Origin of the sequence: Kribbella sp. HUAS MG21 (assembly GCF_040254265.1) — a bacterium.
In the GTDB taxonomy this organism is placed as follows: Bacteria; Actinomycetota; Actinomycetes; order Propionibacteriales; family Kribbellaceae; genus Kribbella.
Genome location: NZ_CP158165.1, coordinates 3308111 through 3331051, shown reverse-complemented (window position 1 = coordinate 3331051; position 22941 = coordinate 3308111). Strand labels below are relative to the sequence as shown.

The window sequence follows — 22941 nt, the reverse complement described above, 5'->3', positions numbered from 1 at the left end:
TCAATCGGACCACTGCGGCTTCTTAATGCCCTGCGTCACCAACCATCGGCGGTCGCGTCGCGTCGTACCGGTCCGTGACCACGAAGTTCGACGACCTGTTCGCCGCGGCGGTACCGCGGATCGCGAACGGCACCCACCAGCGCGACGAACTCCCCCGCGAGGGCGGCCGCTGGCCGATCTCCGTCGTACTGCGTCCCGCACCGGACAGCACGCTGGCGCCCACGCTGGACGCGCTGACGCAGGAGGCCGCGGACCTGGCGGGCCCGGACCACTGGCAGACCGGCCACCTCGGCGCCGCCCATCTGACGGTCCGCGCCCTGGAGCCGCGCCGCGAACACATCCCACCCGCGGACCCGGCCGTCGCCCGCTACCAGTCGGCGCTGCGCCGCGCGACGGCCCGCAGTACCTGGCCACTCAGCTTCCGGATCACCGGCCTCACGCTCACGCCCGGCACGGTGATGGCGTGCGCCGAGCCCCTGGATGCCTCCGCAGACGCCTTCAGCGACCACCTCGCCACCGAACTCGGCCCCGACACCTGGTTCGAACCGGAACCCCGCGACATCTGGTACCTCAACCTCCTGCACTTCACCACCGCGATCGACCGGCCGGCGCTACTGGTCGACTGGGTAACCGCCCGCCGCTCCACTCCCATCGGCACCACAACCATCACCGCCCCCGACCTGGTCCGCTCCGACCACCACCCCGGCCCCCGCCCACATATGCGCCCGGTTCCGATCCCGGCGTGAGAGCGCTCTAGTTCCGGAACCGGTGAGGTCTTGACCGGGGTTCGGGGAGGGCTGAGAGTCGGGCCGGACGGTGTGGTTCAGGGGCCGGGAGGAGTCGCGGATGGTCAGGTGGGCTGGGTCTCGGAGGCGCGGGAAGGGCCGGACGGCTGTGGTGGTCGTGGCGGCTCTGGTCGCGGGGGTGCTGGCGAGTGCGCCGGTCTCGTCGGCGGCGGTGGAGGATCCGGTGCCGATCACGCTGGCGGGCTTCGAGGGTGCCGAGCCGTTCGCGTCGCCGCCTGCTCCGGGGATCTTCACCTGGGGTAGCGACGCCGACGATCCGCCGACGCTCGAACTGCGGGCGAGGGCCGACGCACCCGCCGGCGAGAAGGTGCTGCGCGGGACGTACGACGTCAGCGGCTGGGGCGGGTTCACCCACAACGTGACGTACGACGCGAACCCCAGTGACTGGTCGGCGTACAAGGGGATCCGGTTCTGGTGGTACGGGCAGAACACGGCCCCGCTGCCGCCGGGCTCCGGGAAGCGGATCTTCTTCGAGATCAAGGACGGCGGCGCGCACGCCGAGGCCTCGGAGCTGTGGAACACCAGCTTCACCGACGACTGGCAGGGCTGGCACCTGGTCGAGATCCCGTTCAGCCAACTCGTGTACCGCGGCGACTACCAGCCCGTCGGCGGGATCGACCAGATCCTGAACCTGACGCACATGTGGGGCTACGCGTTCACGATGCCGGTCGGTGCGCCGGGTGAGTTCGCGATCGACCAGGTCGAGGTCTACGGCAAGGCGGACCCGGCGCTGAAGAACAGCGTCGTCACCGACGCCGAGGTCTACCCGGTCAAGGAGGGCAGCACCGCGCAAGTGCAGGTCTCGGTCGGGACCGTCGGCGGTACGCCGCTCGAGGAACCGGTGACGGTCGAGTACCGGACCGGAAGCGGAACGGCCGGTTCCGACGACTACACCGCGGTTTCCGGAACACTCACGTTCCCGGCAGGAACGGTTTCCGGAACGAAACAGACCGTTTCCGTCACGACCCGGAAAGACCGTTCCGCCGAAGTTGCGGAGACCGTTCCCCTGGAACTCACCGTCACCGGCGCGAAGCCGCCCGCGGCCCAGCCGGTCGTGGTGATCGACGCACACGACCTGCCGTACCTGAACCCGAAACTCCCGATCAAGCACCGGGTCGCGGACCTGCTCTCCCGGATGACGGTTTCGGAAAAGGTCGGACAGATGACCCAGGCGGAGCGGAACGCGCTCCGGTCCCGCGCGGACATCGCGTCCTACGCCCTCGGCTCGCTGCTGTCCGGCGGCGGTTCGGTCCCGACGCCGAACACCCCGGCCGCCTGGGCCGCGATGATCGACACCCTCCAGCTGAACGCTCAGGCCACCCGCCTGCAGATCCCGCTGATCTACGGCGTCGACGCGGTACACGGTCACAACAACGTGGTCGGCGCGACGATCCTGCCGCACAACATCGCGATCGGCGCCACCCGCGACCCGGAGCTGGCCCGCCGGACCGGTGAGGTGACCGCGAAGGAGGTCCGCGCGACCGGCATCCCCTGGGACTTCGCACCGTGCGTCTGCGTGGTCCGCGACGACCGCTGGGGACGGACCTACGAGGCGTACGGCGAGGACCCGGCGCTCGTGCGGTCGATGGCGACCGTGATCACCGGCCTGCAGGGCAAGCCGAACGGCACCCAGCTCGCGCGCAACGACCGCGTGCTGGCGACCGCGAAGCACTTCGTCGGCGACGGCGGTACGACGTTCGGCAGCTCGACGACCGGGTCGTACACGATCGACCAGGGCGTCACCGAGGTCACCAGGCAGCAGCTCGAGAGCATCCACCTGGCGCCGTTCGAGACGGCGGTGGACCTCGGCGTCGGCACCGTGATGCCGTCGTACTCGAGCCTGGCAGTCGACGGCGCGGCGCCGGTCAAGATGCACGGCAACGGCGAGCTGATCAACGGGGTGCTGAAGCAGCGGATGGGCTTCGACGGGTTCGTGATCAGCGACTGGCAGGCGATCGACCAGCTGCCCGGCGACTACGCGAGCGACATCCGGACGTCGGTCAACGCGGGCCTGGACATGATCATGGTGCCGACGAACTACCAGGACTTCACCCGCGGCCTGACCGACGAGATCGCCACCGGCCGGGTCCCGATGGCCCGGATCGACGACGCGGTCCGCCGGATCCTGACCGAGAAGTTCAAGCTCGGGCTGTTCGAGCACCCGTACGCCGACACGTCCAACGCCGCGTCGATCGGATCCCCGGAGCACCGAGCCGTCGGACGCGCCGCGGCCGCGAAGTCGCAGGTCCTGTTGAAGAACGAGGGCAACCTGTTGCCGCTGGCATCAACCTCCAAGGTGTACGTCGCCGGCAGCAACGCGAACGACCTCGGCAACCAGCTGGGCGGCTGGAGCATCAGCTGGCAAGGCGGATCCGGTACGACGACCACCGGGACGACGATCCTGGACGGGATCAAGCAGGTGGCGCCGGGCGCGACGTTCAGCGCCGATGCGTCGGTGCCGCTGGAAGGCCACGACGTCGGCGTCGTCGTGGTCGGCGAACGCCCGTACGCCGAGGGGATCGGGGATGTCGGCAACGGTCACGACCTGGTGCTCTCGGACGCGGACAAGGCGGCCGTGGACAAGGTGTGCGGCGCGATGAAGTGCGTCGTACTGATCGTGTCCGGCCGGCCGCAGGTGATCGCGGATCAGCTCGGCCGAATCGACGCGCTGGTGGCGTCGTGGTTGCCGGGGACCGAGGGCGCCGGGGTTGCCGATGTGCTGTTCGGCAAGGTGCCGTTCAGCGGGCGGCTGCCGGTCAGTTGGCCGCGCACGCAGGACCAGCAGCCGCTGAATGTCGGCGACGCTTCCTATGATCCGCAGTACCCGTTCGGTTGGGGTCTGACCACGCAGGCTGCCGCGCGGCAGGCGTTGGCCGAGGCGCGTGACAGCCTGCTGCGCAAGCAGGATCCGTACGCGGCCGCGGCCGGTGTCGCGGCGAGTGTTGCGCTGCGGGTGCCGGACTGGTCGGGGCCACAGGCAACCATTGCGTTGGCTGCGGCCACGCAGTCCGCCAGGTTCCTCGAGCGTACGAAGGCGGACACGTTCGCCGAGGACGACGCGGTCGTCGGTGTCGCGCGCTGGATCGCCCAGCAGCACATCGGCCAGAACCTCGACCAGCCGTCGTCGAAGCTCGTCGCCGACGCCGACCACGCGCTCCTCAGCGGTCAGCTCAGCACCGCGGTCGCCAAGCTGACCGCGGCGACGAGGTAGCACCAGTGATGGTCGGGGCGGTGACCCCTCATCCGCCCCGACCATCACACCCCACGCACGAGACCTACCGCCCCAACTCCCCCACAGGCCTCGCACCCCCGCGTCTTACCCCAGCAGAACGTCAGCGGCTGAGCTTCGCTGCCGCCTGCCGGGCGAGCTTGTCGAAGTTCGGCGCCGGCATCCCCGGGCCCATCTCGCTGAACGCCAGCACCGAGACGTTGCGGCCCTTCAGCGTGACGGCGTACGGGAAACCACCGGCCTCGCTCCCCGGGTCGTTCGGCTTCGGGTAGTCGTACCAGCGGATCACCTGCGTGAGATCACCCGAGGCGCCCTTCACCACGCGGTTCTCGGTGATCTTGCGCGCGTGCGTCGGCGCCGGCTTGCTGTACGTGCAGCTCTTCAGCGTCGCGATGATCGAGTTGTACGCCGCCCGCGCGGTGGCGGCGTTCGGGTAGCGGCTGATGTATTGCGCGCCGTACGCGTCCATCTCGTCGGTGAACCCGCGCGCCATCCGCGCGGAGACCCGCTTGCCCTCGGTCGACGCCGGACCGCAGTACGTCTTCGGCAGGATCCCCCGGTCGACCTGCCGGAACCAGTTCCGCCGCGGGTCCGCCTTCTTCACCTCGCTCACAGTCACGAGCTGCGACCGACTCAAGGCTGTAGCAGACGAGGCCGACACCGTCCCCGCGTCCGCGCCTTGCGTCGCCAGCACGCTGAGCCCCACCGCCATCACGGCCGACGCGGCCCCGGTCGCCACCACACCCCGGCGCATGCCCCCAGCAACAAACCTCATGTTCCGTCCCCCTGGTCGATCGGTTGTGCAGGGGTAGACGCACGACTCCCGGAAAAAGTTGTTCCGGTCTAGACAGAGCTGCGGCTGCGGAGGCGGCGGAGCATGCGGGGGTTCTCGAAGCCGACGCTGTGGGCGGCGGATTCGACGGTGGCGCCGTGGCCGATGAGGTGTTCCGCGCGTTCCAGGCGGAGGAGTTGCTGGTAGCGCAGGGGCGTCAGGCCGGTGGCGCCGGTGAAGATGCGGGTGAGGGTGCGTTCGCTGACGCCGACCTGTCCGGCGAGGTCCGCGAGCGGGAGCCTGTCGGCGTACCGCGCGTCGATCACGTCCTGCACCCGGTGCGCGAGGTCGCTGAGGTGATCGCGGTGCCGGAGCATCGCCGACTCCTGCAGCTCGTCGCCGTTGCGGCGCGCGAAGACCACCATCTCCCGCGCGACCCGCGCCGCCGCCTCCGCACCGCGCCCGACCGCGACCAGATGGAGCGCCAGGTCGATCCCGCTCGCGATGCCGGCGGACGTGATCACCCGGTCGTCCTCGACGTACAGCACGTCCCGGACGATCGTCCCCCGCGGATACCGGGCGGCCAGCTCCTCGGTCAGGTCGTGGTGGGTCGTGAAGCGGTGCCCGTCGAGCAACCCCGCCCACCCGAGCGCGTCCGCACCCGAGCAGACACTCGCGACCGACCCACCGGCCGCATGATGCGCGCGCAGCCGGCGCCGGAAGTCCGGCCCGATCGGCGGCTCCGGCGAAAGCCGCGGCGACCGCCAGCCCGGTACGACGATCAGGTCGCCGGCCCCGAGCTCCGGCCACTCCGTCCGGGCCCGCAACGGGACGCCTTGAGCGGTCGGCACCTCGTCGGATTCGGCCACGTACGACACCTCGTATCCGTACCCGAAGTCGGCGGCCGTCGTGAACACCTGCGCCGGGCCTGCCAGGTCCAGCAGATGCAGCTTCGGCACCAGCACGAACACCACTCGGGTAGGGCGCATCCGGTCAGGATGCCACAGGTACGCCGGTCAGCTCGTCGAGCGTCCGGATCGTCGCGAACCGGCCGGCCAGCACGTACTCCGTTCGCGCGGCGACCTGGTCCGGGGTCAGCGTCCGCGGATCGGCGAGGATCTCCTCGACGCTCGCCTCGTCACGGATCGACCAGTGCGCCAGCGCCATCGTCGCGGTCGCCTCGGTGACGAACACGACGTCGTACCCGAGGTCGGAGCCGACCCGCGCGGTGGTCTCGCAGCACTGCTCGGTGCGGATGCCGCAGACAACGATCTCCCGGACGCCGCGCTGGGTGAGGAGCTGCTGCAGATTCGTTGTGGTGAAGGCGTTGTGCGACGTCTTGGTCAGCACAGGCTCGCCCGGTACCGGCTCGAGTCCGTCGATCAGCCGGACGTGTCCCTCGGCCGGATCGAACGCGCCGCCGGTCCCCGGCTCGGTGTGCAGGACCCAGACGACCAGCTCGCCCTTGTCCCGCGCCGCGTGGACCAGCCGGCCGACGCGCTCGGCGATGTCGGGGTGGTTCACCAGCTGCCAGTTCGGGCGGACCCGGAACGATTCCTGGACGTCGATCACGATCAGTGCGGTTCGGCTCATGACCTCATCCTGGCTGCGGCCGACGTACGCCTGAAGGTCCGATCGAGGCGGGCAGCGGACCGATCTGGTCACGCGGAGGAACACTCCGGAGAGATCGGACGAATTCACACCGTAACGAACTGTTCCAAACACTGCTCGGGCGTGCTTATCGTGCCGGGGTCTGGTCTCTCCAACGATTGAGGGGATTGCGATGCCCGATCACCTGCCCCGCCGCCAGGTCCTGCGGACCGCCGGCGCCCTGGGCCTCGGTGCCGCCGCCGCGGGCGCTCTCACCAGCACCGCCGACGCAGCCGAGGCCACCAGCCGGCCCGCCGCCCGGGCCGATAGATTGACCGGCATGCGCGGACACCACGGCAAGCTCGAGATCACGAAGGCCCCCTTCGGCACCACGCCCGAGGGACAGCAGGTGGACGTGTACACGTTCACCAACGGCCGGGTGACGATCTCGATGCTGACCTGGGGCGCGACCATCCAGCGCGTCGAGACGCCCGACCGCCGCGGCCGGACCGCGAACATCAGCCTCGGCTTCGACAACCTCCCGGACTACGCGAAGCTCAGCCCGTACTTCGGCTCCACGATCGGCCGCTACGGCAACCGGATCGCGAAGGGCCGGTTCACCCTCGACGGGACGACGTACCAGATCCCGGTCAACAACGGCGAGAACGCGCTGCACGGCGGCACCGTGGGCTTCGACAAGAAGGTCTGGGCGGCCGAGGTCGTGAAGAACGATCAGGCCGTCGGCGTCGCGTTCACCTACGTCAGCCCGGACGGCGAGATGGGCTTTCCCGGTGAGCTCACCAGCACCGTCACGTACACGCTCGACCGGCGCGACAACCTGCGGATCGACTACCACGCGACCGTCGCCGGCAAGCCGACGATCGTGAACCTGACCAACCACGTGTACTTCAACCTGCTCGGCGAGGGCAACGGCACGATCTACGACCACGTGCTCGAGCTCAACGCGCCGAAGTACACGCCGGTCGACGCGACGCTGATCCCGACCGGCGAGATCGCGCCGGTCGCCGGTACGCCGTTCGACTTCAGCAAGCCGACCGCGATCGGCAAGCGGCTGCGCGGCGACCACCAGCAGCTGATCTTCGGCCGCGGCTACGACCACAACTTCGTCATCGGCGGGCAGCCGGGCAGCGACGGGCTGCGGTTCGCGGGCCGGTTCTGGGAGCCGGAGCACGGCCGCACGGTCGAGGTCCGCACCGACCAGCCCGGCGTGCAGTTCTACAGCGGCAACTTCCTCGACGGCACCTTCCTCGGCATCGGGAACAAGGCGTACCGCCAGGGCGACGCGTTCGCCTTCGAGACCCAGCACTTCCCGGACTCGCCGAACCACGCCAACTTCCCGTCCACGGTGCTGCGCCCGGGCGAGACCTACGAGTCGACGACCGTCTACTCGTTCGGCACCAGGTAGCGCGGACGGCCTGGCGGGCAGGTCAGGCCGTCTTCACGATGCCGCCGTCGATCAGGTAGTCGGCGCCGACGATGCTCGCGGTGACCGGCGAGCACAGCTGGACGACCAGCGCGGCCACCTCGGACGGCTCGATCAGCCGACCGGTCAGCATGCCGGTCTGCTGCGGCAACGCGGCCAGCAGGTCCTCGTGCGGTACGCCGAGCGTGCGCGCGAGCTGGCCGCCGTACTTGTCGGGATCCGTCCACAACGCTGTCCGCACCGGGCCGGGCGACACCGTGTTGACGCGCACGCCCTGCGGGCCGAACTCTTCGGCGAGCGCCTTGCCCAGCGCGGTCAGCGCCGCCTTCGCGGTCGTGTACGGCGCGGGGCCGCTCGACGGCATCCGCGCGCCGTTCGACGACACGTTGACGATCGCGCCGCTGCGCCGGAGCAGGCTCGGCAACGCGGCCCGCGTGGTCCGGACGGTCGCGAAGTAGTTCACCTCGAACAGCTGCCGCCACGCCTCGTCGTCGAGGTTCAGGAACCCGGACGCGAGTTCGCCGTCGCCGCCACCGACGTTGTTGACCAGCAGGTCGAGTTCGCCCACCTCGGCCAGCGCGGCCGCCACCGCCCGCTCCGGCCCGTCCGCCGACGCGAGGTCGGCCGGTACGACGTACGCACCGGTGGCCTCGAGCTCCGGCGTACTGGTCCGGGCGACCGCGACGACGCGCACACCCTCGGCGGCGAGCTGCTCGACCACCGCCAGGCCGATCCCCCGGCTGGCCCCGGTGAGGAGCGCGGTCTTGTCCTTCAACTGAAGATCCATCTCATCATCCCTAATCGCATCGTTGCTGACCCTGAAAACGTACTATTTGCTACATCAGTGTTGCAAGTAGCGCGCCAGACGTGACTCTCGGGTAGTCTTTTCGGCATGACCGTCCGACCGCTGCGTGCCGACGCCGAGCGCACCGTGCGGACGATCCTGGAAGCGGCCGAGCGCGTGCTGAGCCGCAACCCGTCCGCCTCGATGGAGGAGATCGCCTCGGCGGCCGGCGTCGCCCGGACGACTGTGCACCGCCGGTTCGCGACCCGCGAGGCGCTCGTCATGTCGATGAAGACCTGGGCGTCGGAGCAGCTCGCGAGCGCGGTCGACGAGGCCAGGTTCGACACCGCGCCGCCGCTGGTCGCGCTGTACCAGGCGACCGCGAACGCGCTCCGCGTCAAGGTGTCCGGGGGCTTCGCGATGAACACCGCGGCGGCGGCGAGCAGCGAGAGCGACGAGATCATGGCCGGCGTGGTCGCGTCCTGCGACCGCCTCTTCGGCCGGCTCCAGCAGGCCGGGGCGCTGCGCCCCGACGTCGACCTGGTCTGGGCCCGCCGGGTGTACTACGCCCTCCTGCACGAGGTCGCCCAGAGCGAGGACGCGGACCGCACCGACCTCGACACCCTGGCCACCCAGGTCGTCGACACCCTGCTGCGCGGGATCGGCACCCCGGCCGCCCAGCTGTAGCTCCGACGCGCCGATCCTCGAAGCAAGGGTTACCTAACTTGCCTAGGGTCGAGGGTATGACTGAGCCGGTCTTGCAGATTCCGTTCGAGGACGCGTTTCGGTTCGATCCGTCGCCGACGTTCGCCGAGTTGAGGGAGGACCGGCCGGTGGCGCGGGTGCGGACGCTGGCGGGCGCCGAGGTCTGGCTGGTGACGCGGTACGACGACGTGAAGCTGGTGCTCGCGGATCCGCGGTTCTCCCGGGCCGCGGTGGTGAAACAGGGCGCGCCGCGGGTGGCGCTGGCCAAGCCGATGCCGAACAGCCTGACCACCACCGACCCGCCGGAGCACACCCGGCTCCGGCGGTTGGTCGTACCAACGTTCGCGCACCGGAAGATCGAGCGCACCCGGCCGTGGGTCGCGGAGCTGTCCGCGCAGCTGGCCGAGGACGTCGCCCGGGCCGGCGACGGCGCCGACATCCGGCAGCTGGTCGCGTTGCCGTTGCCGATCCAGGTGATCTGCCAGCTGCTCGGCGTACCGTACGCGGACCGCGCGCAGTTCCGGGAGTGGACCGAGCTCGGGTACAGCATGAAGATGGCCGAGAAGGACCTCGTCGAGGACGCGATGACCAACCTCACCGCGTACATCGAGGACCTGGTCACGAAGAAGCTCGCGAACACCTCGGGTCCCGCCGAGGATCTTCTCGACGAGCTGGTGCGTGCTCGCGAGGAGGGCGACCGGCTGAGTCAGGAGGAGCTGATCGCGTTCGGCGTGAATCTGCTGGTCGCCGGTCACGAGACGTCGGCGAACCAGATCTCCAGCTGCGTCGCCACGTTGCTGCGCCGGCCCGAGAACTGGGCCCGGCTCGTCGCGGATCCGTCGTTGGTTCCTTCTGCGGTGGAAGAACTGCTGCGGTTCAATCGGTTCAGCGAAGTCGGCCAGCTGCGCGTCGCGCTCGAGGACGTCGAGTTGCACGGCGTACGGATCAAGGCCGGTGAAGGGGTGATGGCCGCGCTCAACTCGGCGAACCGCGACCCGCGGGCGTACGACGCACCGGACGAGCTGCGGCTGGATCGCGCGGACAACAAGCACCTGTCGTTCGGCTTCGGGCCGCACTTCTGTCTCGGCGCGCAGCTCGCGCGGATCGAGTTGCAGGAGTCTCTGCTGGCGCTGGTCCGGCGGTTCCCGAAGCTGAGTCTCGCGAAGCCGGCCGAAGAGCTCGAGTGGCGGCGCGTGCTGGTCAGCGGTCTCGCAGAACTGCCGGTGAACCTGGGAGGTCCACCGGCAGCCGGGTGAATCAGTTCTGCGAGGCGAACACGACGCCGTGCTCGGACTCGTACTGCTCGATGAAGCGCGCGGCCATCGGCTCGCTGGAGGCGATCGCGTCGGCGAGCGTCTTCGCGCTGCGCTCGCGACCCTCCGGCCAGTCGGACAGCAGCGCGTAGGCCCGCATCCGCTTCTTCTCCAGCGCGGTCGGCTCCGGCTTGTCGTCCGCGGCCTCCGGCTCGGCCGCCACCACGACCGGGGCCGGGTCCGGCAGCACCGGCTCGACCTTCGGCGTCGTGATCGGCGTGGTGATGAGCGCGGGCGGCTGCGGGTCGGCGGGGCCGGCGAACGGCGACGGCGGCTTCGGCTTCTCGACCAGCGGCTCCGCCTTCGGCTGCGGCGCGAACGGCTTCAGCGCGCCGGCGGTACCGGTCGCCGTACTGCTCGTCGTACCGTTCTTCACGACGTGCTGCGGCTCGCTCTCGTCCTCGACGACGACCGCCTCGGACACGTCGCTGTCGCTCGGGTCGGGCTGGTCGACGATCGCCATCAGCTCGCCGGTCCAGGCGTCGTCGTCGCGCAGCCCGACGCCGGTGCTGTCCGCGCGCCGCGGCTGTCCGCCCTCGAGCACCCAGACCGCGGCCGGTACGGCGGGACGGTCCTCGGTCTCCGGCGGCGGCGAGATCGCCTTGGTCAGCTTGTTGGTGATGACCTCGTAGTTGATCCGCTCCTCGAGCATCCCGGCCAGCCGGTCCGGGTCGTACGTCGTCTCGGCGATCTTCGCCAGCCGCTCGTCCTGGTGCTCGGACCGGATGTACTCCGCTACGGTGCCGGCGATCGCCTCGCGGCGGCTGCGGTTGCGGATCTGGTGCTGGGCCGCGCGCAGGCTCTCGTACAGACCGTACCCGTGCTCGATCGCGAGCGACCGCGCGAGCCAGGTGACCTTCGGCTCGCGGATCCACTGCACGATGCCGTACACCGGGCCGGTGTCGCGCATCTGTCCCGCGCGGCGCAGCGCGTCACGACGGCGGGCCGAGCTGTGGATCAGCCAGAGGACGTACGCGAACGCGGACAGGCCGCCGAACCCGAAGGCGAGGAACCGCTCCTCCGGGCGCCAGTGCCCGACCACGTTGAACACGACCGCGACCAGCGCCGCGAAGAACGACATCGCGCGGTACGCGTAGGCCTGCTCACCCTTGCGCCGGCGCAGGTCGGCGAGCGCCGCGGTGGCCACACCGCCGAGCTCGAGCACCGCGACCGCGGGCGTCACGAGCAGGATTTTCAGGAATGTCGAGAAGCCGGTTTCCGGCCACGGAATATGGGTCACGCCGGCCCAGACCTGGCCGACCAGCGCCGCGGCGGCCGCGGTCGCGTAGAAAGCGTAGGCGACTTTGTCCGCACCGGTGAGGGGTACGTTGACCAGTTCGCCAGTACTGGTGCTGCTGGTGTTCTCCTGCAAGACGTGCACTCCTGACCGGTTTGGGCTCTCCGGCAGTTCGTCGGGTGGGTGGTACGGCGGCCCCCATAGCGCGCTGCAAGAGGCTACCGGTTCCCGGCCCCGAAAGGGGAGGCGAACCCGGAAACGTCTTCGAACCTCCCCACTCAACCCACCTTCTAACCCGCCATCCACCCATTTCCCGTTTGTTGACAAAGCAGGAAATTCCGCAGTTGTTTGCCGGTAGCCCCTTCCGGGATCAGGTCCAGGGTGCGCCGATCTCCGAGAACAGCGCGAGCTCGTCGGAGGCGCGGTCTATCCAGTGTTCGATGTCGGGGATGATCGGGCGGCGGTCCGGGCCGTCGCCTTCCCAGTGCACGTGGTCGGGGCGGATCACGCGAGGGTCCGGGGCCGTTCGGACGGCCTCGACCACGCGGGTGAAGCCGCCGGTCGCGGACAGCGGGACGTAGAGAGGTACGGCGGGATCGGCTCGGTGGGCCAGGAGGTTTTCCAGAAGGTCGGCGCGGCCGTACTTCGTTCCGTCGATGAGGTCCGACTGATACGACAGGACGGCGCGCCGCTCGGATCCGTGCACGATCACGGACGCCTCGCGGTGTTCGGTGGCGCAGAGCGTGACCGCGATCAGGATCGTCGTACCGCGGGCGGTGGTGATCCGTACCGCGGAGGTGTCGTCGGACTCGATCGGGTTCGCGCGGTACAGCTCGGTCTCGATCGACCGTACGTCGTCCACGCCGGTCGAGCCGTCCAGCAACAGCGCCGCGGCGGTCGCGTGCGCGAGCGGGTTCGTCACCGCGCCGTCGACGACGTCGACCCCGTCGAGCCGGCGGCGGCCGGACCAGCGGGCGCGCTGGAAGTACTGCGCTTTCCGCACCCATTTCCCGGTCGCGCTGATCCCGCGCAGCTCGCCGAGCTGCCCCTCGGCGACCATCGCGGCCAGCTTCAGCGTGGCCTCCGACGCCTGCGCCTGGAACCCGACCTGACACGCGCGGCCGGTCTCCTCGACCACCGCGGTCAGCTGCTCGAACTCGGCCAGCGACGCGGTCGGCGGCTTCTCGAGCAGCACGTCGGCGCCCGCGCGCATCGCCAGCTCCGCCAGCGGGACGTGCGTCTGGATCGGCGTACAGATCACGACGACGTCGACCGCGGTGGCCGCCAGCAACTCGTCGAGTCCGCTGAAGACCGCGACGTCCTCGGGCAGTCCGGCGCCGCCCTGCGGATCGGCGACGGCTGCCAGTTCGGCCCGGCCGGCCGCGGCCAGCCGGGTGACGTTGCGAACGTGGGAAGCTCCGTGGCCGTGGATTCCCACCACGGCCACGCGGGCTCCGGTCATCGGCAATCAGTTGCCATCAGCAACACTATTTGAGCTCCCCGTTGACTTCGTCCAGGAAGGCCTTGGCGGCCGCGTCCGGCGCCTGCCGGCCGAACAGCACCTCGGTCGTGTACCGCTGGATGATCTTCTCCACCTGGCCGCCACCCACCGGCGGCGCCGGCGACGGGTCGCCGAGCTCCTTGCCGATGTCCTGGATGAACTTCGCCGACGCGGCGTCGGCCGGCTGCAGCTTCGGGGTCACCGCGGCACGGATCTCGGTGTTCGGCGGCACGCCCCGCTCGGCCAGCAGGATGTTCCCGGCCGCGGTGCTGTTGGCGAGGTAGTTGACGAACTCCGCCGCCTCCTTCTGGTGCTTGCTGCGCGACGAGATCGACCAGAACATCGAGCCCTTGTAGTACGAGCCGTTCGCGCTCGCCTTGCCCTCGACGCTCGGGACCCGGAGCAGCTTGAGCTCGGTACCGGCCGCCTTGGTCATCGCGTTCAGCTGGTTGCTCCACATCCAGCTCATCGCCAGCTTGCCGGTGGCCATCGCGGACTGGTCGAGCGCGGCGTTCATGTCCTGCGAGATCGCCTCCGCGGACGGGATCGCCTTCGCGTCCCGCAGCTTCAGCACCTGCTGGTAGAACGCGGTCACCTGCTCCTGGGAGACGCCGACCTTGCCGTCCGCGGTCCACAGCGACTCGCCGTGCTGGCGGGCCCACAGGTTCAGCGCGGCCTCGTTGGTACCGGGGGCGCCGCTGCCGGACGCCTTGCCGTTCAGCTTGGTGGTCAGCTCGGCGGCGATCCGGGTGTAGTCGTCCCAGGTCCAGGTGGTGTCGTCCGGCATCGCGACGCCGGCAGCCTTGAACAGCGCCGGGTTCGCGACGATCGCGAACGAGTTGATCCCGGCGTTCAGGCCGTACAGGCCGCCGTCGAACTCGCCCGCCTTCAGCGTGTCCTCCTCGAACTTGCCGGTGTCGAGGCCCTCGGACTTCTTCAGGTCCTGCAGCGCGCCGCGGTCGGCGTACTCGCGCAGGTACTTCTCGTCCATCTGGATGATGTCCGGGGCGTCGTTCGCCGCCACCTTCGTGGCGAGCTTGTCCCAGTACCCGGACCACTCGCCGAACTCGCCCTTGATCTTGATGTTCGGGTGGTCCTTCTGGAACGCGTCGATCGCCTGCTGGGTCAGCTTGGTGCGGGTGTCGCCGCCCCACCAGGTGAACCGGAGCGTGACCTCGCCGCCGCCGGACGACGACGAGGGACCACCGGAGTCGCCGCCGCAGGCGGCCGCGGCCAGCAGGCCGGTGGCGATGGCCGCCGCGGTGAGAGCCCGCAGGCCTCTGCCGAAATTGACGGCCGCGGTGCGTGGGATGTGCCTCATGAGGTGCACCTTTCAGGGGGTTACTTGATACCTGTGGTGGCGATGCCCTTGATCAGGAACCGCTGGCCGATCAGGAAGGCGAGGAAAACCGGGACCAGGGAGACGACCGACATCGCGAACATCGAGCCCCACGACGACTCCGAGGTGGCGTCGACGAACGACCGCAGCGCGACCGGGACGGTGTACATGTGCGGGTCGGTCAGGTAGATCAGCTGGCTGAAGAAGTCGTTCCAGGTCCAGATGAACGTGAAGATCGTCGTGGTGGCGAGCGCCGGCACCATCAGCGGCAGGATGATCCGCAGGAAGATCGACGCCTTCCCGCAGCCGTCGATCCGGGCGGCCTCGTCGAGCTCGCGCGGGATACCGCGGATGAACTGCACCATCAGGAACACGAAGAACGCGTCCGTGGCGAGCAGCTTCGGCACGATCAGCGGGAGCACCGTGTTGATCCAGCCGGCGTGCGAGAACAGGATGTACTGCGGCACGATCACCACGTGGATCGGCAGCATGATGCTCAGCAGCATGATCGCGAACCAGAGCTTCTTGCCGACGAACTCCAGCCGGGCGAACGCGTACGCCGCCATCGAGCAGGACACCAGGTTGCCGAGGATCGAGCCGAGCACGACCAGCGCCGAGTTCAGCAGGTAGCGGGTGAACGGCTCGGTCAGCGCGTTCCAGCCGGCCCGGTAGTTCTCGATCCGCAGGTCCTTCACCAGGATCCCGGGGTCGCGGAAGATCTCGTTGCCGGGCCGCAGTGAGCTGACCACCATCCAGATCACCGGGTAGAGCATCACCAGCGCGGAGCCGGCCAGTACGACGTGGATCACCAGCGGCCGGATCCGGGCCCAGGTGACGGCGGAGCCGCGGCGGGCCGTGACGGTACGGGAGAGAGTCTCAGTCGTCATAGAACACCCAGTACTTCGAGGCGAAGAAGTTCGCCGCGGTGAAGACCCCGATGATCACGAGCAGGAACCACGCCATCGCGGAGGCGTAGCCCATGTCGAAGTTCCCGAAGCCCCGGTCGTAGAGGTACAGCGTGAAGAACATCGTCGAGTCCGACGGCCCGCCGCTGCCCCCGGAGACGACGAACGCCTGGGTGAACGACTGGAACGCGTGGATGATCTGCAGCACCAGGTTGAAGAAGATGATCGGTGTCAGCAGCGGCAGCGTGATGCGGAAGAACCTGCCGAGTACGCCGGCGCCGTCGACTGACGCGGCCTCGTAGTACATGGTCGGGATCTGCCGCAGGCCGGCCAGGAAGATCACCATCGGGGAGCCGAACGTCCAGACGTTCAGCACCACCAGGGTGCCCAGTGCCGTACTCGGGTCGGAGATCCAGCCCTTGCCCTCGATACCGATCAGGGCGAGCACCTGGTTGAGCAGGCCCTCCGTGCCGAACACCTGCCGCCAGAGGATCGCGATCGCGACGCTCGAGCCGAGCAGCGACGGCAGGTAGAAGACCGAGCGGTAGAACGCCATGCCGCGGACGCCGCGGTCCAGGACGACGGCCAGCAGCAGCGCGATCGCGAGCTGCAGCGGGACCGAGACGAACACGTAGGTGAACGTCACCTTGAGCGAGTTGTGCAGCCGCTCGTCGGAGAGCATCCGGCTGAAGTTCTCGAGGCCGATCCACTGCGGTGCCTGGATCAGGTTGTAGTCCGTGAAGGACAGGTACAGCGAGGCCAGCATCGGACCGATCGTGATGAGGAAAAGTCCCAGCAGCCACGGCGCGAGAAACAGATATCCGGCCAGGTTGTCCTTCCTTTGACCGGCGGATTTTCGGCCCCGGAGACTGCCCAATTCACCTAGCGCGCTCATGGTCACCTCTCTTCCATCGCCGTCGGCCTCCGGCCTGCGGCGGGCGCGGAAAGCGCTTGCCTTGGCCGGTCAAACTAGTACGGGAAACCGGTTTACGCAAGGGTTCGCCGACGTGCCGAATGACCGGATGCGGACGGCCTGCGCGGTCTTGACAGGACAAAGTCCGGGAGCGACAGTTCCCTACATTTGGCAACCGCTTACCCGACAGGAGAACCCGATGCTGCGACGTACGTTTCTCACCGGTTCGCTGACCACGGTCGCGCTCGGCGCCCTGCATCCGGCCGCGGCACGTGCTGAAGTGGCAGCCGTGGACGAGGACTTCCTGCGCGTGCTCACGGACGCGAACCAGAAACAGATTCCGCTCGTGCTCGGAAACTTCCAGAACGTTTCCGACAGCGTCCGGACCGTGGCCCGCAAGGCGCGGCGCCTGGTCTCCGGCTACGTCTGGGGCCGGTCGGCGTACCACCACGACGCGGCACTGCTGGGACCGCTGCAGTGGCTGGTCGGTCAGCTGGCTGCACGCCAGCACGAGGACGGGCTGTACGACGTCGGCAACCTGCATTCGCCGCCGGACAGCGCTTTCGCGATCCAGGACGTCTGCATGCTGTACGCGCTGCTCGACGCGGACGGGCAGCCGGAGACCGCTGCACTTCGGGACACGCTGGCCGCGGTGGTGAAGAAGGCGGGGCCGGCGCTGGCGAGCGGCGGCGTCCACACGCCCAACCACCGCTGGGAGGTGTCGGCGGCGCTGGCGCGGGCGCATCACCTGTTCCCGGACCGGCGGTACGCGGCGCGGATCGACGACTGGCTCGACGAGGGCATCGACGCCACCCCGGACGGGATCTACAGCGAACGCAGCTCGACGTACGCCGCCGAGGTGACGAACCCGTGCCTACTGACGATCGCCTGGCTGCGCGGCAAGCCCGCGCTGCTCGACTACGTACGGCGGAACCTCGACGTGACGCTGTACCTGCTGGAGCCGAACGGCGAGGTCGACACGACCGCGTCGCGACGGCAGGACCAGAACCGGATCCGCGAGGTCTGGTGGTACCTGACCCAGTTCCGCGAGCTGGCCCTGCACGATCGCGACGGCCGGTTCACCACGATTGCGAAGAGCATCGAAGCGCGCGGGACGGGTGAGCTCGGCGACTTCCTCGCGGAGGTGCTGGAACGCCCCGAGCTCTCCGCGGTGCTCCCGGCCGCGCAGCCGGTCCCGACCGATTTCGTCCAGCACTACCCCTCGCAGGCGTCGGTCCGGGTACGCCGGGGCGCGCGGACGGCAACCGTTTTCGGCGGGACCGACTTCCACGACCTGCCGCTGATCGCATCAGGTTTGTCCACCAATCCCACGTTCTTCAAGCTGCGCAGCGGCGCGGCGATTCTCGACTCGGTCCGGCTCTCACCCCAGTTTTTCAGCACCGGTCACTTCCGCAGCGACGGACTACGCAGGACCGCACCTGGCACCTTCAAGCTCCAGCAGGAGGTGAAGGTTCCGTACCACCTGCCGCTGCCGAAGCGGTACCGCCGCGCGGACGGTCTGTACGCCCTCACCCCGGACGGGCGGTTCTACTCGGCGATGGACTTCCCGCACCGGCCGAAGCAGTACCGCACGTTGCGGACCGAGGTGACCGTGACCGAGCTGAGCGACGGCTACGACCTGGCGTTCGAGTTCGCCGGCGACGCGACGGCGTACGCGATCGAACTGTGTTTCCGGGCCGGCGGCGAACTCGCCGGTGTCGAGGCACTGGAGGCCGCCGGCAACTACCAGCTGGTGTCCGGGACCGGAAGCTACACAGTGGGCTCTGACCGCATCGAGTTCGGCCCCGGCAACGGCGCCGCCCGGGTCACCATGGACCCGGGCGAGCGCTACACCTACCTCGGCGGCAACCTGACCCCCGAAGGCCGACGCGTATACCTCACCGGCCGCACACCGGGCCGCCAACTCCTCAGGCTACGCACCAGCTAGAGCCCCTCTCGGGTTGCCCGGGCCGATTGTGAAGCCTCGGACGCGGACCAGGGCCACGGGTCGGCCGGGCACCCGATCAAGATGCTGCTATTGGTAATTCGAATTATCAACATCATCAGACCTTGACCACGATCCGGGCACTGGCCTAGGTTCTCAGTAATCCGTATTACCCATGGAGGATGCCCGACAAAGTGACCAGCCGACTCACCCAGCGCGACATCGCGCGCCTGGCCAAGGTCAGCCAGACGACGGTCTCGCTGGTGCTCAACAACCGCAGCGACGCCACCGCGCGGATCCCGGCGGAGACCCGCAACCGGGTCCTGAAGGTGATCCGGGAGACCGGGTACCAGGCCGATCCGCTGGCCCGGCGGATGACCCAGCAGCGCAACCAGATCCTCGGCGTGTTCACGTACGAATCCGTTTTCCCGAGTGCGAGCGGGGACTTCTACCACCCGTTCCTGGCCGGGATCGAGGACTGCGCGGAGCGGCTCGGCTGGGACCTGCTGCTGTTCACCAGCGCGCCGGTGACCGAGGGCCGGCGGCGGATCTTCCACGAGAACAACCGGCTGCGGATCGCGGACGGCTGCCTGTTGCTCGGTCGCCAGATCCCCACCGAGGAGCTGGCCCGGCTGATCACCGAGGAGTACCCGTTCGTCTCGGTCGGCCGCCGCGACGACGCCGGCGGCCCGGTCCCGTACGTCGGCGCCGACTACGTCGCCGCGACCCGCACCGTGGTCGAGCGGGCCCAGTCGATCGGGCACCGCCGCCTCGCCTTCGCGGGCCCCGGATCCGGCGCGGAGTCCTCCGCCGACAGGTTCCAGGGTTTCCAGCAGGCAGCCGGCCGTCGCGCGCTGCAGGTGCCCGCCCTCGCCAGGTCGACGTCCGGCGCGGCGACCCAGGCCGCGGGCGAGCTCCTCGACGTGTTGCTCGACCGGGACATCACCGCGGTGTTTGTCGAGGAGCGGGCGGACGCGATCGCGGTGGTCGAGGCCGCGAGTGCGCGCGGGATCGACGTACCCGGGGAACTCTCCGTGATCGCGCTCGGCGACGCGACCCGGCCGGCGCCCAGCGACCTCGACTTCACCGGGTTCCACGTACCGCGGCGCGCGATGGGGCTGCGCGCGGTCGAGCTGCTCGAGGCGATCCTCAGCGGCACCCGGACCGACCGGCAGGTGCTGCTGCCCTGCGAACTGACCGACGGAATCACCCTCACTCCCCCCAGAGGTGCCTGAATGCATACCGATGTCCTGGTGATCGGCGGCGGACTCGGCGGTGTCGCCGCGGCGCTCGCCGCGCTCCGCGCCGGCCGCTCCGTGATCCTGACCGAGGAGTTCGACTGGCTCGGCGGTCAGCTGACCAGCCAGGCCGTCCCGCCGGACGAGCACTCGTGGGTCGAGCAGTTCGGCATCACGGCGTCGTACCGCGCGTTGCGGGAAGGGATCCGCGACTACTACCGCCGGAACTACCCGCTGACCGAGGCGTCGCGGGCCGCCGCCCAGCTCAACCCCGGGGCCGGCTACGTGTCGAAGCTGTGTCACGAGCCGCGCGTGGCGGTCGCCGTACTGGAGGAGATGCTCGCGCCGTACCGCGCCAGTCGCCGGTTGCTGGTCCTGCAGCCGTACCGGCCCGTGGCCGCGGAGACCGACGGCGACCGGGTGACGGCCGTGACCGTGCAGCACCGTGACACCGACGAGCAGGTGACGCTGACGGCGCCGTTCATCCTCGACGCGACCGAGACCGGCCAGCTGCTGCCGCTGACCGGGACGGAGTACGTCACCGGCTTCGAGTCACAGGCCGAGACCGGTGAGCCGAGTGCTCCGGCGGAGGCGCAGCCGCTGAACATGCAGGCCGTCTCGTACTGCTTCGCGGTCGACCACGTGGACGGCGACCAGGTCGGCGACAAGCCGGCCAACTACGCCTTCTGGCGGAACTACCAGCCCGAGTTCTGGGGCGACCGGCTGCTGTCCTGGACCGCGCCGAACCCGCGGACCCTGGAGAGCGCGCAGCGGACGTTCACCCCGAACCCGGACGACGACCCGCTCGCGGTGGTCGCGGACCAGCGGCGCACCGGCGGTGACATGAACCTGTGGACGTTCCGCCGGATCGCGGCCCGCCGGCACTTCGTCCCGGGCACGTACGAGAGCGACATCTGCTTGGTGAACTGGCCGATGATCGACTACTTCGAGGGGCCGGTCATCGAGGTACCGGACGCGGCGAAGCACCTCGCGGCCGCCAAGGAACTGTCCCTGTCGGTGCTGTACTGGCTGCAGACCGAGGCGCCGCGGGCCGACGGCGGGACCGGCTTCCCCGGCCTGCGGCTGCGCGCCGACGTGGTCGGATCCGCGGACGGCCTGGCGCAGGCGCCGTACATCCGCGAGTCGCGCCGGATCAAGGCGGAGTACACGATCGTCGAGCAGGACCTGTCGGTCGCGGTTCGCGGCGACCGGGGCGCGGCCTGGTACGACGACAGCGTCGGCATCGGCATGTACCGGATCGACCTGCACCCGTCGACCGGCGGGGACAACTACATCGACGTGGCCAGCAGCCCGTTCCGGATCCCACTCGGGGCGCTGATCCCGCAACGGGTGGAGAACCTGCTGCCCGCGAGCAAGAACCTCGGCACCACGCACATCACCAACGGCTGCTACCGGCTGCACCCGGTCGAGTGGAACATCGGCGAGGCCGCGGGCCTGCTGGCCGCGTTCTGCCTGGACCGCGGCGCCGCTCCGCGCGCGGTCCGCGGCACCCCCACCCTGCTCCGCGAGTTCCAGGACCACCTGGTTGCTCAGGGCATCGAACTCGGCTGGCCGAACGTCACCGGTTACTGACCCGGAGGCCTCGCTCGAACCGAGCCGAAGGGCTGAGAGAATGACGGGGTGAGTTTCCATGCCGCCGCGTTCATCGCCACCAGCCTCGACGGGTACATCGCCCGGGCCGACGGTTCCATCGACTGGCTGACCAGCCGCGCCGAGCAGGCGGGCGAGACCGGGTACGACGAGTTCCTGGCGTCGGTGGACACCGTCGTACTGGGCCGCAACACCTACGAGCTGGCCGCGGGCTTCGAGAGTTGGCCGTACGAGGGCAAGCAGGTCGAGGTGCTGAGCACGACCCTCGACCACGACGTCGACGACCGCATCCTGGTCCACCGCACCCTCGAGGCCCTGGTGGAAACCCTCACCGACCGCGGCGCCCGCCGCATCTACACCGACGGCGCCGCCACCATCCAGACCTTCCTGAACGCCGGCCTGCTCAGCGAACTCACCATCACCACGGCACCCGTGCTGCTGGGCGACGGGATCCCGCTGTTCGGCCCCGTGCCCTCCGACATCGTCCTCACCCACAACGCGACCCGAACATTGAAGGCGGGCTTCATCCAGTCGGACTACACGGTCAACCGCTGACTGTCCGGCTAGCGCTTCAACTGCTGGTCTCGTGGGGCTTTCGCGGTGCGGTCGCGGTGGTCCTGCGCGGATGACGAAGCAGGTGTCTGGCGGGCGGACGCCGGTGTCGGGTTGGCTGCGGCGCGCACCGCGTTTGCCAGGTCGTCGGCGGTGGCAGCCGACTGGACTGCCCGTGTGTGAGCCGACGAGGCGGCGCCAAGGCCGGCCTGCAGCCCCGAGAGGTCCTTGGTCACGGCTTCGCCGGCCTCGTAGACCAGCGCCACGTTCCGGTTGCGCTCCTCACCGTGGACCGGAACGATCTTCCCGATGTTCGTCCGCGCGGCGCCGAGCCGGTCCGCCGTACGTCCCGCCCCGGCGTCGGCGGTCGCGATCGCCGTCTCCAGCCCGGTCAGTTGCTTCCGCAGGTCCGCCGACGTCACCTGCCGCTCGGGGTTCGTCGTACCAGGGAACTGGTCGAACTCGTCGAGGTAACCCTTCGCCTGCGTGAGGGCGGATCCGGCAGCATCCAGTTGCTCGCGGACACCGTCCAGCTCGTTCTGCGCCCGCCTGACCAAGGTGTTGATCTCGCGTGCCTGGTACGCCCCCGTGGAGAGGGCCGAGCTCCGTTCGCCCTCGGTCAGTTCGCCCTGAGGTCGCACCGGCAGGTCGCGCAGTGCGTTCTCGGTCTCCCACAGCACCTGGTCGAGCTCCTCGGCGCACTCGACAGCACGCCCCAGCCGCACCCGGACCGACGCCACCGCGTTGTGAACCTGGTCCGCCAGCTCCGCAGCCGAAAGTTCCATGCTCATCGCGCACGCTCCGCCCGCTCGCCGGAGACCGTCTGTTCGCCGGTGGCTGCCTGGTCGTCGGAGACGGCCTGCTCGCCGGTGGCTGCCTGGTCGTCGGCCGCGAGCGCGGCGCGCAGGCCGGCGGCTACGGCGCGGATCTCGTCCCGCGCGGCGCGCAGGTCCGGGTCCGGCACGAACTCGTGCGGGTTCTGCGGTTGATCCTGCACGGTACGAGTCCTCTCCAGCGACTGGTCTCGCGCCAGGCTATGAGCCGCCGGGTCCACCGC

20 protein-coding genes are annotated in these 22941 nt (G+C 69.5%); 9 read left to right on the top strand and 11 right to left on the bottom strand.

What is annotated here, in order from left to right; all coding sequences use genetic code 11:
- Positions 1-74 precede the first annotated feature (74 nt).
- Together ABN611_RS16300 and ABN611_RS16295 are read left to right on the top strand one after the other, a co-directional pair.
- Complete coding sequence (locus tag ABN611_RS16300) at positions 75-746, top strand: hypothetical protein (protein WP_350280723.1); 672 nt, start codon at positions 75-77, stop codon at positions 744-746.
- Between the two features lie 100 nt (positions 747-846).
- The gene (locus tag ABN611_RS16295; protein ID WP_350280722.1) at positions 847-4017 is read left to right on the top strand and encodes a glycoside hydrolase family 3 N-terminal domain-containing protein; all 3171 of its coding nucleotides are present in this window, start codon (positions 847-849) and stop codon (positions 4015-4017) included.
- A gap of 121 nt (positions 4018-4138) precedes the next feature.
- On the opposite strand, the gene ABN611_RS16290 is transcribed toward ABN611_RS16295, so the two are convergent.
- From ABN611_RS16290 to ABN611_RS16280, 3 genes are all read right to left on the bottom strand, one after another.
- Positions 4139-4810 (bottom strand): hypothetical protein, encoded by a 672-nt coding sequence (locus tag ABN611_RS16290; protein ID WP_350280721.1) that lies wholly within the window; start codon positions 4808-4810, stop codon positions 4139-4141.
- 68 nt (positions 4811-4878) lie between these two features.
- Complete coding sequence (locus tag ABN611_RS16285) at positions 4879-5796, bottom strand: DJ-1/PfpI family protein (protein ID WP_350280720.1); 918 nt, start codon at positions 5794-5796, stop codon at positions 4879-4881.
- Positions 5797-5800: 4 nt separating this feature from the next.
- A complete protein-coding gene (locus tag ABN611_RS16280; RefSeq protein ID WP_350280719.1) occupies positions 5801-6400 on the bottom strand; it encodes a cysteine hydrolase family protein in 600 nt (199 codons plus the stop codon).
- 190 nt (positions 6401-6590) lie between these two features.
- On the opposite strand from ABN611_RS16280, the gene ABN611_RS16275 reads away from it, so the two are divergent.
- Complete coding sequence (locus tag ABN611_RS16275) at positions 6591-7823, top strand: aldose epimerase family protein (protein WP_350280718.1); 1233 nt, start codon at positions 6591-6593, stop codon at positions 7821-7823.
- Between the two features lie 22 nt (positions 7824-7845).
- Here the strand turns inward: ABN611_RS16275 and ABN611_RS16270 are convergent, their stop codons facing one another.
- Positions 7846-8628, bottom strand: coding sequence for an SDR family oxidoreductase (locus ABN611_RS16270; RefSeq protein WP_350280717.1), 783 nt, complete (start codon positions 8626-8628; stop codon positions 7846-7848).
- A gap of 105 nt (positions 8629-8733) precedes the next feature.
- Between ABN611_RS16270 and ABN611_RS16265 the strand changes: the two genes are divergently transcribed.
- Complete coding sequence (locus tag ABN611_RS16265) at positions 8734-9312, top strand: TetR/AcrR family transcriptional regulator (RefSeq protein WP_350280716.1); 579 nt, start codon at positions 8734-8736, stop codon at positions 9310-9312.
- Between the two features lie 56 nt (positions 9313-9368).
- Complete coding sequence (locus tag ABN611_RS16260) at positions 9369-10586, top strand: cytochrome P450 (protein ID WP_350280715.1); 1218 nt, start codon at positions 9369-9371, stop codon at positions 10584-10586.
- A 1-nt stretch (position 10587) separates the two neighbouring features.
- On the opposite strand, the gene ABN611_RS16255 is transcribed toward ABN611_RS16260, so the two are convergent.
- The 5 genes from ABN611_RS16255 to ABN611_RS16235 form a co-directional block, all read right to left on the bottom strand.
- Positions 10588-12015, bottom strand: coding sequence for a hypothetical protein (locus tag ABN611_RS16255; protein WP_350280714.1), 1428 nt, complete (start codon positions 12013-12015; stop codon positions 10588-10590).
- 235 nt (positions 12016-12250) lie between these two features.
- Positions 12251-13327: a Gfo/Idh/MocA family oxidoreductase gene (locus ABN611_RS16250; RefSeq protein WP_350280713.1), complete on the bottom strand. Its 1077-nt coding sequence runs from the start codon at positions 13325-13327 to the stop codon at positions 12251-12253.
- A gap of 40 nt (positions 13328-13367) precedes the next feature.
- Complete coding sequence (locus ABN611_RS16245) at positions 13368-14702, bottom strand: sugar ABC transporter substrate-binding protein (RefSeq protein ID WP_350280712.1); 1335 nt, start codon at positions 14700-14702, stop codon at positions 13368-13370.
- A 20-nt stretch (positions 14703-14722) separates the two neighbouring features.
- Positions 14723-15607, bottom strand: coding sequence for a carbohydrate ABC transporter permease (locus ABN611_RS16240; protein WP_350280711.1), 885 nt, complete (start codon positions 15605-15607; stop codon positions 14723-14725).
- Complete coding sequence (locus ABN611_RS16235; protein WP_350280710.1) at positions 15597-16520, bottom strand: sugar ABC transporter permease; 924 nt, start codon at positions 16518-16520, stop codon at positions 15597-15599. The genes ABN611_RS16240 and ABN611_RS16235 overlap by 11 nt, the downstream gene beginning before the upstream one ends.
- 217 nt (positions 16521-16737) lie before the next feature.
- Here ABN611_RS16235 and ABN611_RS16230 point away from each other — a divergent pair, with 217 nt between their 5' ends.
- The 4 genes from ABN611_RS16230 to ABN611_RS16215 all read left to right on the top strand — a co-directional run bounded on the left by ABN611_RS16230 (position 16738) and on the right by ABN611_RS16215 (position 21887).
- Positions 16738-18486 carry a hypothetical protein gene (locus tag ABN611_RS16230; RefSeq protein WP_350280709.1) on the top strand — a complete coding sequence of 583 codons (1749 nt, stop codon included), beginning with the start codon at positions 16738-16740 and terminating at the stop codon, positions 18484-18486.
- 179 nt (positions 18487-18665) lie between these two features.
- Complete coding sequence (locus ABN611_RS16225; protein ID WP_350280708.1) at positions 18666-19718, top strand: LacI family DNA-binding transcriptional regulator; 1053 nt, start codon at positions 18666-18668, stop codon at positions 19716-19718.
- Complete coding sequence (locus tag ABN611_RS16220; RefSeq protein ID WP_350280707.1) at positions 19719-21314, top strand: FAD-dependent oxidoreductase; 1596 nt, start codon at positions 19719-19721, stop codon at positions 21312-21314.
- A gap of 48 nt (positions 21315-21362) precedes the next feature.
- A complete protein-coding gene (locus ABN611_RS16215) occupies positions 21363-21887 on the top strand; it encodes a dihydrofolate reductase family protein (protein WP_350280706.1) in 525 nt (174 codons plus the stop codon).
- Positions 21888-21895: 8 nt separating this feature from the next.
- Here the strand turns inward: ABN611_RS16215 and ABN611_RS16210 are convergent, their stop codons facing one another.
- Positions 21896-22675 carry a hypothetical protein gene (locus ABN611_RS16210; protein ID WP_350280705.1) on the bottom strand — a complete coding sequence of 260 codons (780 nt, stop codon included), beginning with the start codon at positions 22673-22675 and terminating at the stop codon, positions 21896-21898.
- The gene (locus ABN611_RS16205; RefSeq protein ID WP_350280704.1) at positions 22672-22881 is read right to left on the bottom strand and encodes a hypothetical protein; all 210 of its coding nucleotides are present in this window, start codon (positions 22879-22881) and stop codon (positions 22672-22674) included. Before ABN611_RS16205 ends, ABN611_RS16210 begins: the two co-directional genes overlap by 4 nt.
- Between the last annotated feature and the right edge of the window lie 60 nt (positions 22882-22941).

Bases quoted from the DNA above. Each gene is read 5' to 3' on its own strand.
- ABN611_RS16295 (WP_350280722.1), top strand. From the start codon at position 847: ATGGTCAGGTGGGCTGGGTCTCGGAGGCGCGGGAAGGGCCGGACGGCT.
- ABN611_RS16290 (WP_350280721.1), bottom strand. From the start codon at position 4,810: ATGAGGTTTGTTGCTGGGGGCATGCGCCGGGGTGTGGTGGCGACCGGG.
- ABN611_RS16285 (WP_350280720.1), bottom strand. From the start codon at position 5,796: ATGCGCCCTACCCGAGTGGTGTTCGTGCTGGTGCCGAAGCTGCATCTG.
- ABN611_RS16280 (WP_350280719.1), bottom strand. From the start codon at position 6,400: ATGAGCCGAACCGCACTGATCGTGATCGACGTCCAGGAATCGTTCCGG.
- ABN611_RS16275 (WP_350280718.1), top strand. From the start codon at position 6,591: ATGCCCGATCACCTGCCCCGCCGCCAGGTCCTGCGGACCGCCGGCGCC.
- ABN611_RS16270 (WP_350280717.1), bottom strand. From the start codon at position 8,628: ATGGATCTTCAGTTGAAGGACAAGACCGCGCTCCTCACCGGGGCCAGC.
- ABN611_RS16265 (WP_350280716.1), top strand. From the start codon at position 8,734: ATGACCGTCCGACCGCTGCGTGCCGACGCCGAGCGCACCGTGCGGACG.
- ABN611_RS16260 (WP_350280715.1), top strand. From the start codon at position 9,369: ATGACTGAGCCGGTCTTGCAGATTCCGTTCGAGGACGCGTTTCGGTTC.
- ABN611_RS16245 (WP_350280712.1), bottom strand. From the start codon at position 14,702: ATGAGGCACATCCCACGCACCGCGGCCGTCAATTTCGGCAGAGGCCTG.
- ABN611_RS16240 (WP_350280711.1), bottom strand. From the start codon at position 15,607: ATGACGACTGAGACTCTCTCCCGTACCGTCACGGCCCGCCGCGGCTCC.
- ABN611_RS16235 (WP_350280710.1), bottom strand. From the start codon at position 16,520: ATGAGCGCGCTAGGTGAATTGGGCAGTCTCCGGGGCCGAAAATCCGCC.
- ABN611_RS16230 (WP_350280709.1), top strand. From the start codon at position 16,738: ATGCTGCGACGTACGTTTCTCACCGGTTCGCTGACCACGGTCGCGCTC.
- ABN611_RS16225 (WP_350280708.1), top strand. From the start codon at position 18,666: ATGCCCGACAAAGTGACCAGCCGACTCACCCAGCGCGACATCGCGCGC.
- ABN611_RS16220 (WP_350280707.1), top strand. From the start codon at position 19,719: ATGCATACCGATGTCCTGGTGATCGGCGGCGGACTCGGCGGTGTCGCC.
- ABN611_RS16210 (WP_350280705.1), bottom strand. From the start codon at position 22,675: ATGAGCATGGAACTTTCGGCTGCGGAGCTGGCGGACCAGGTTCACAAC.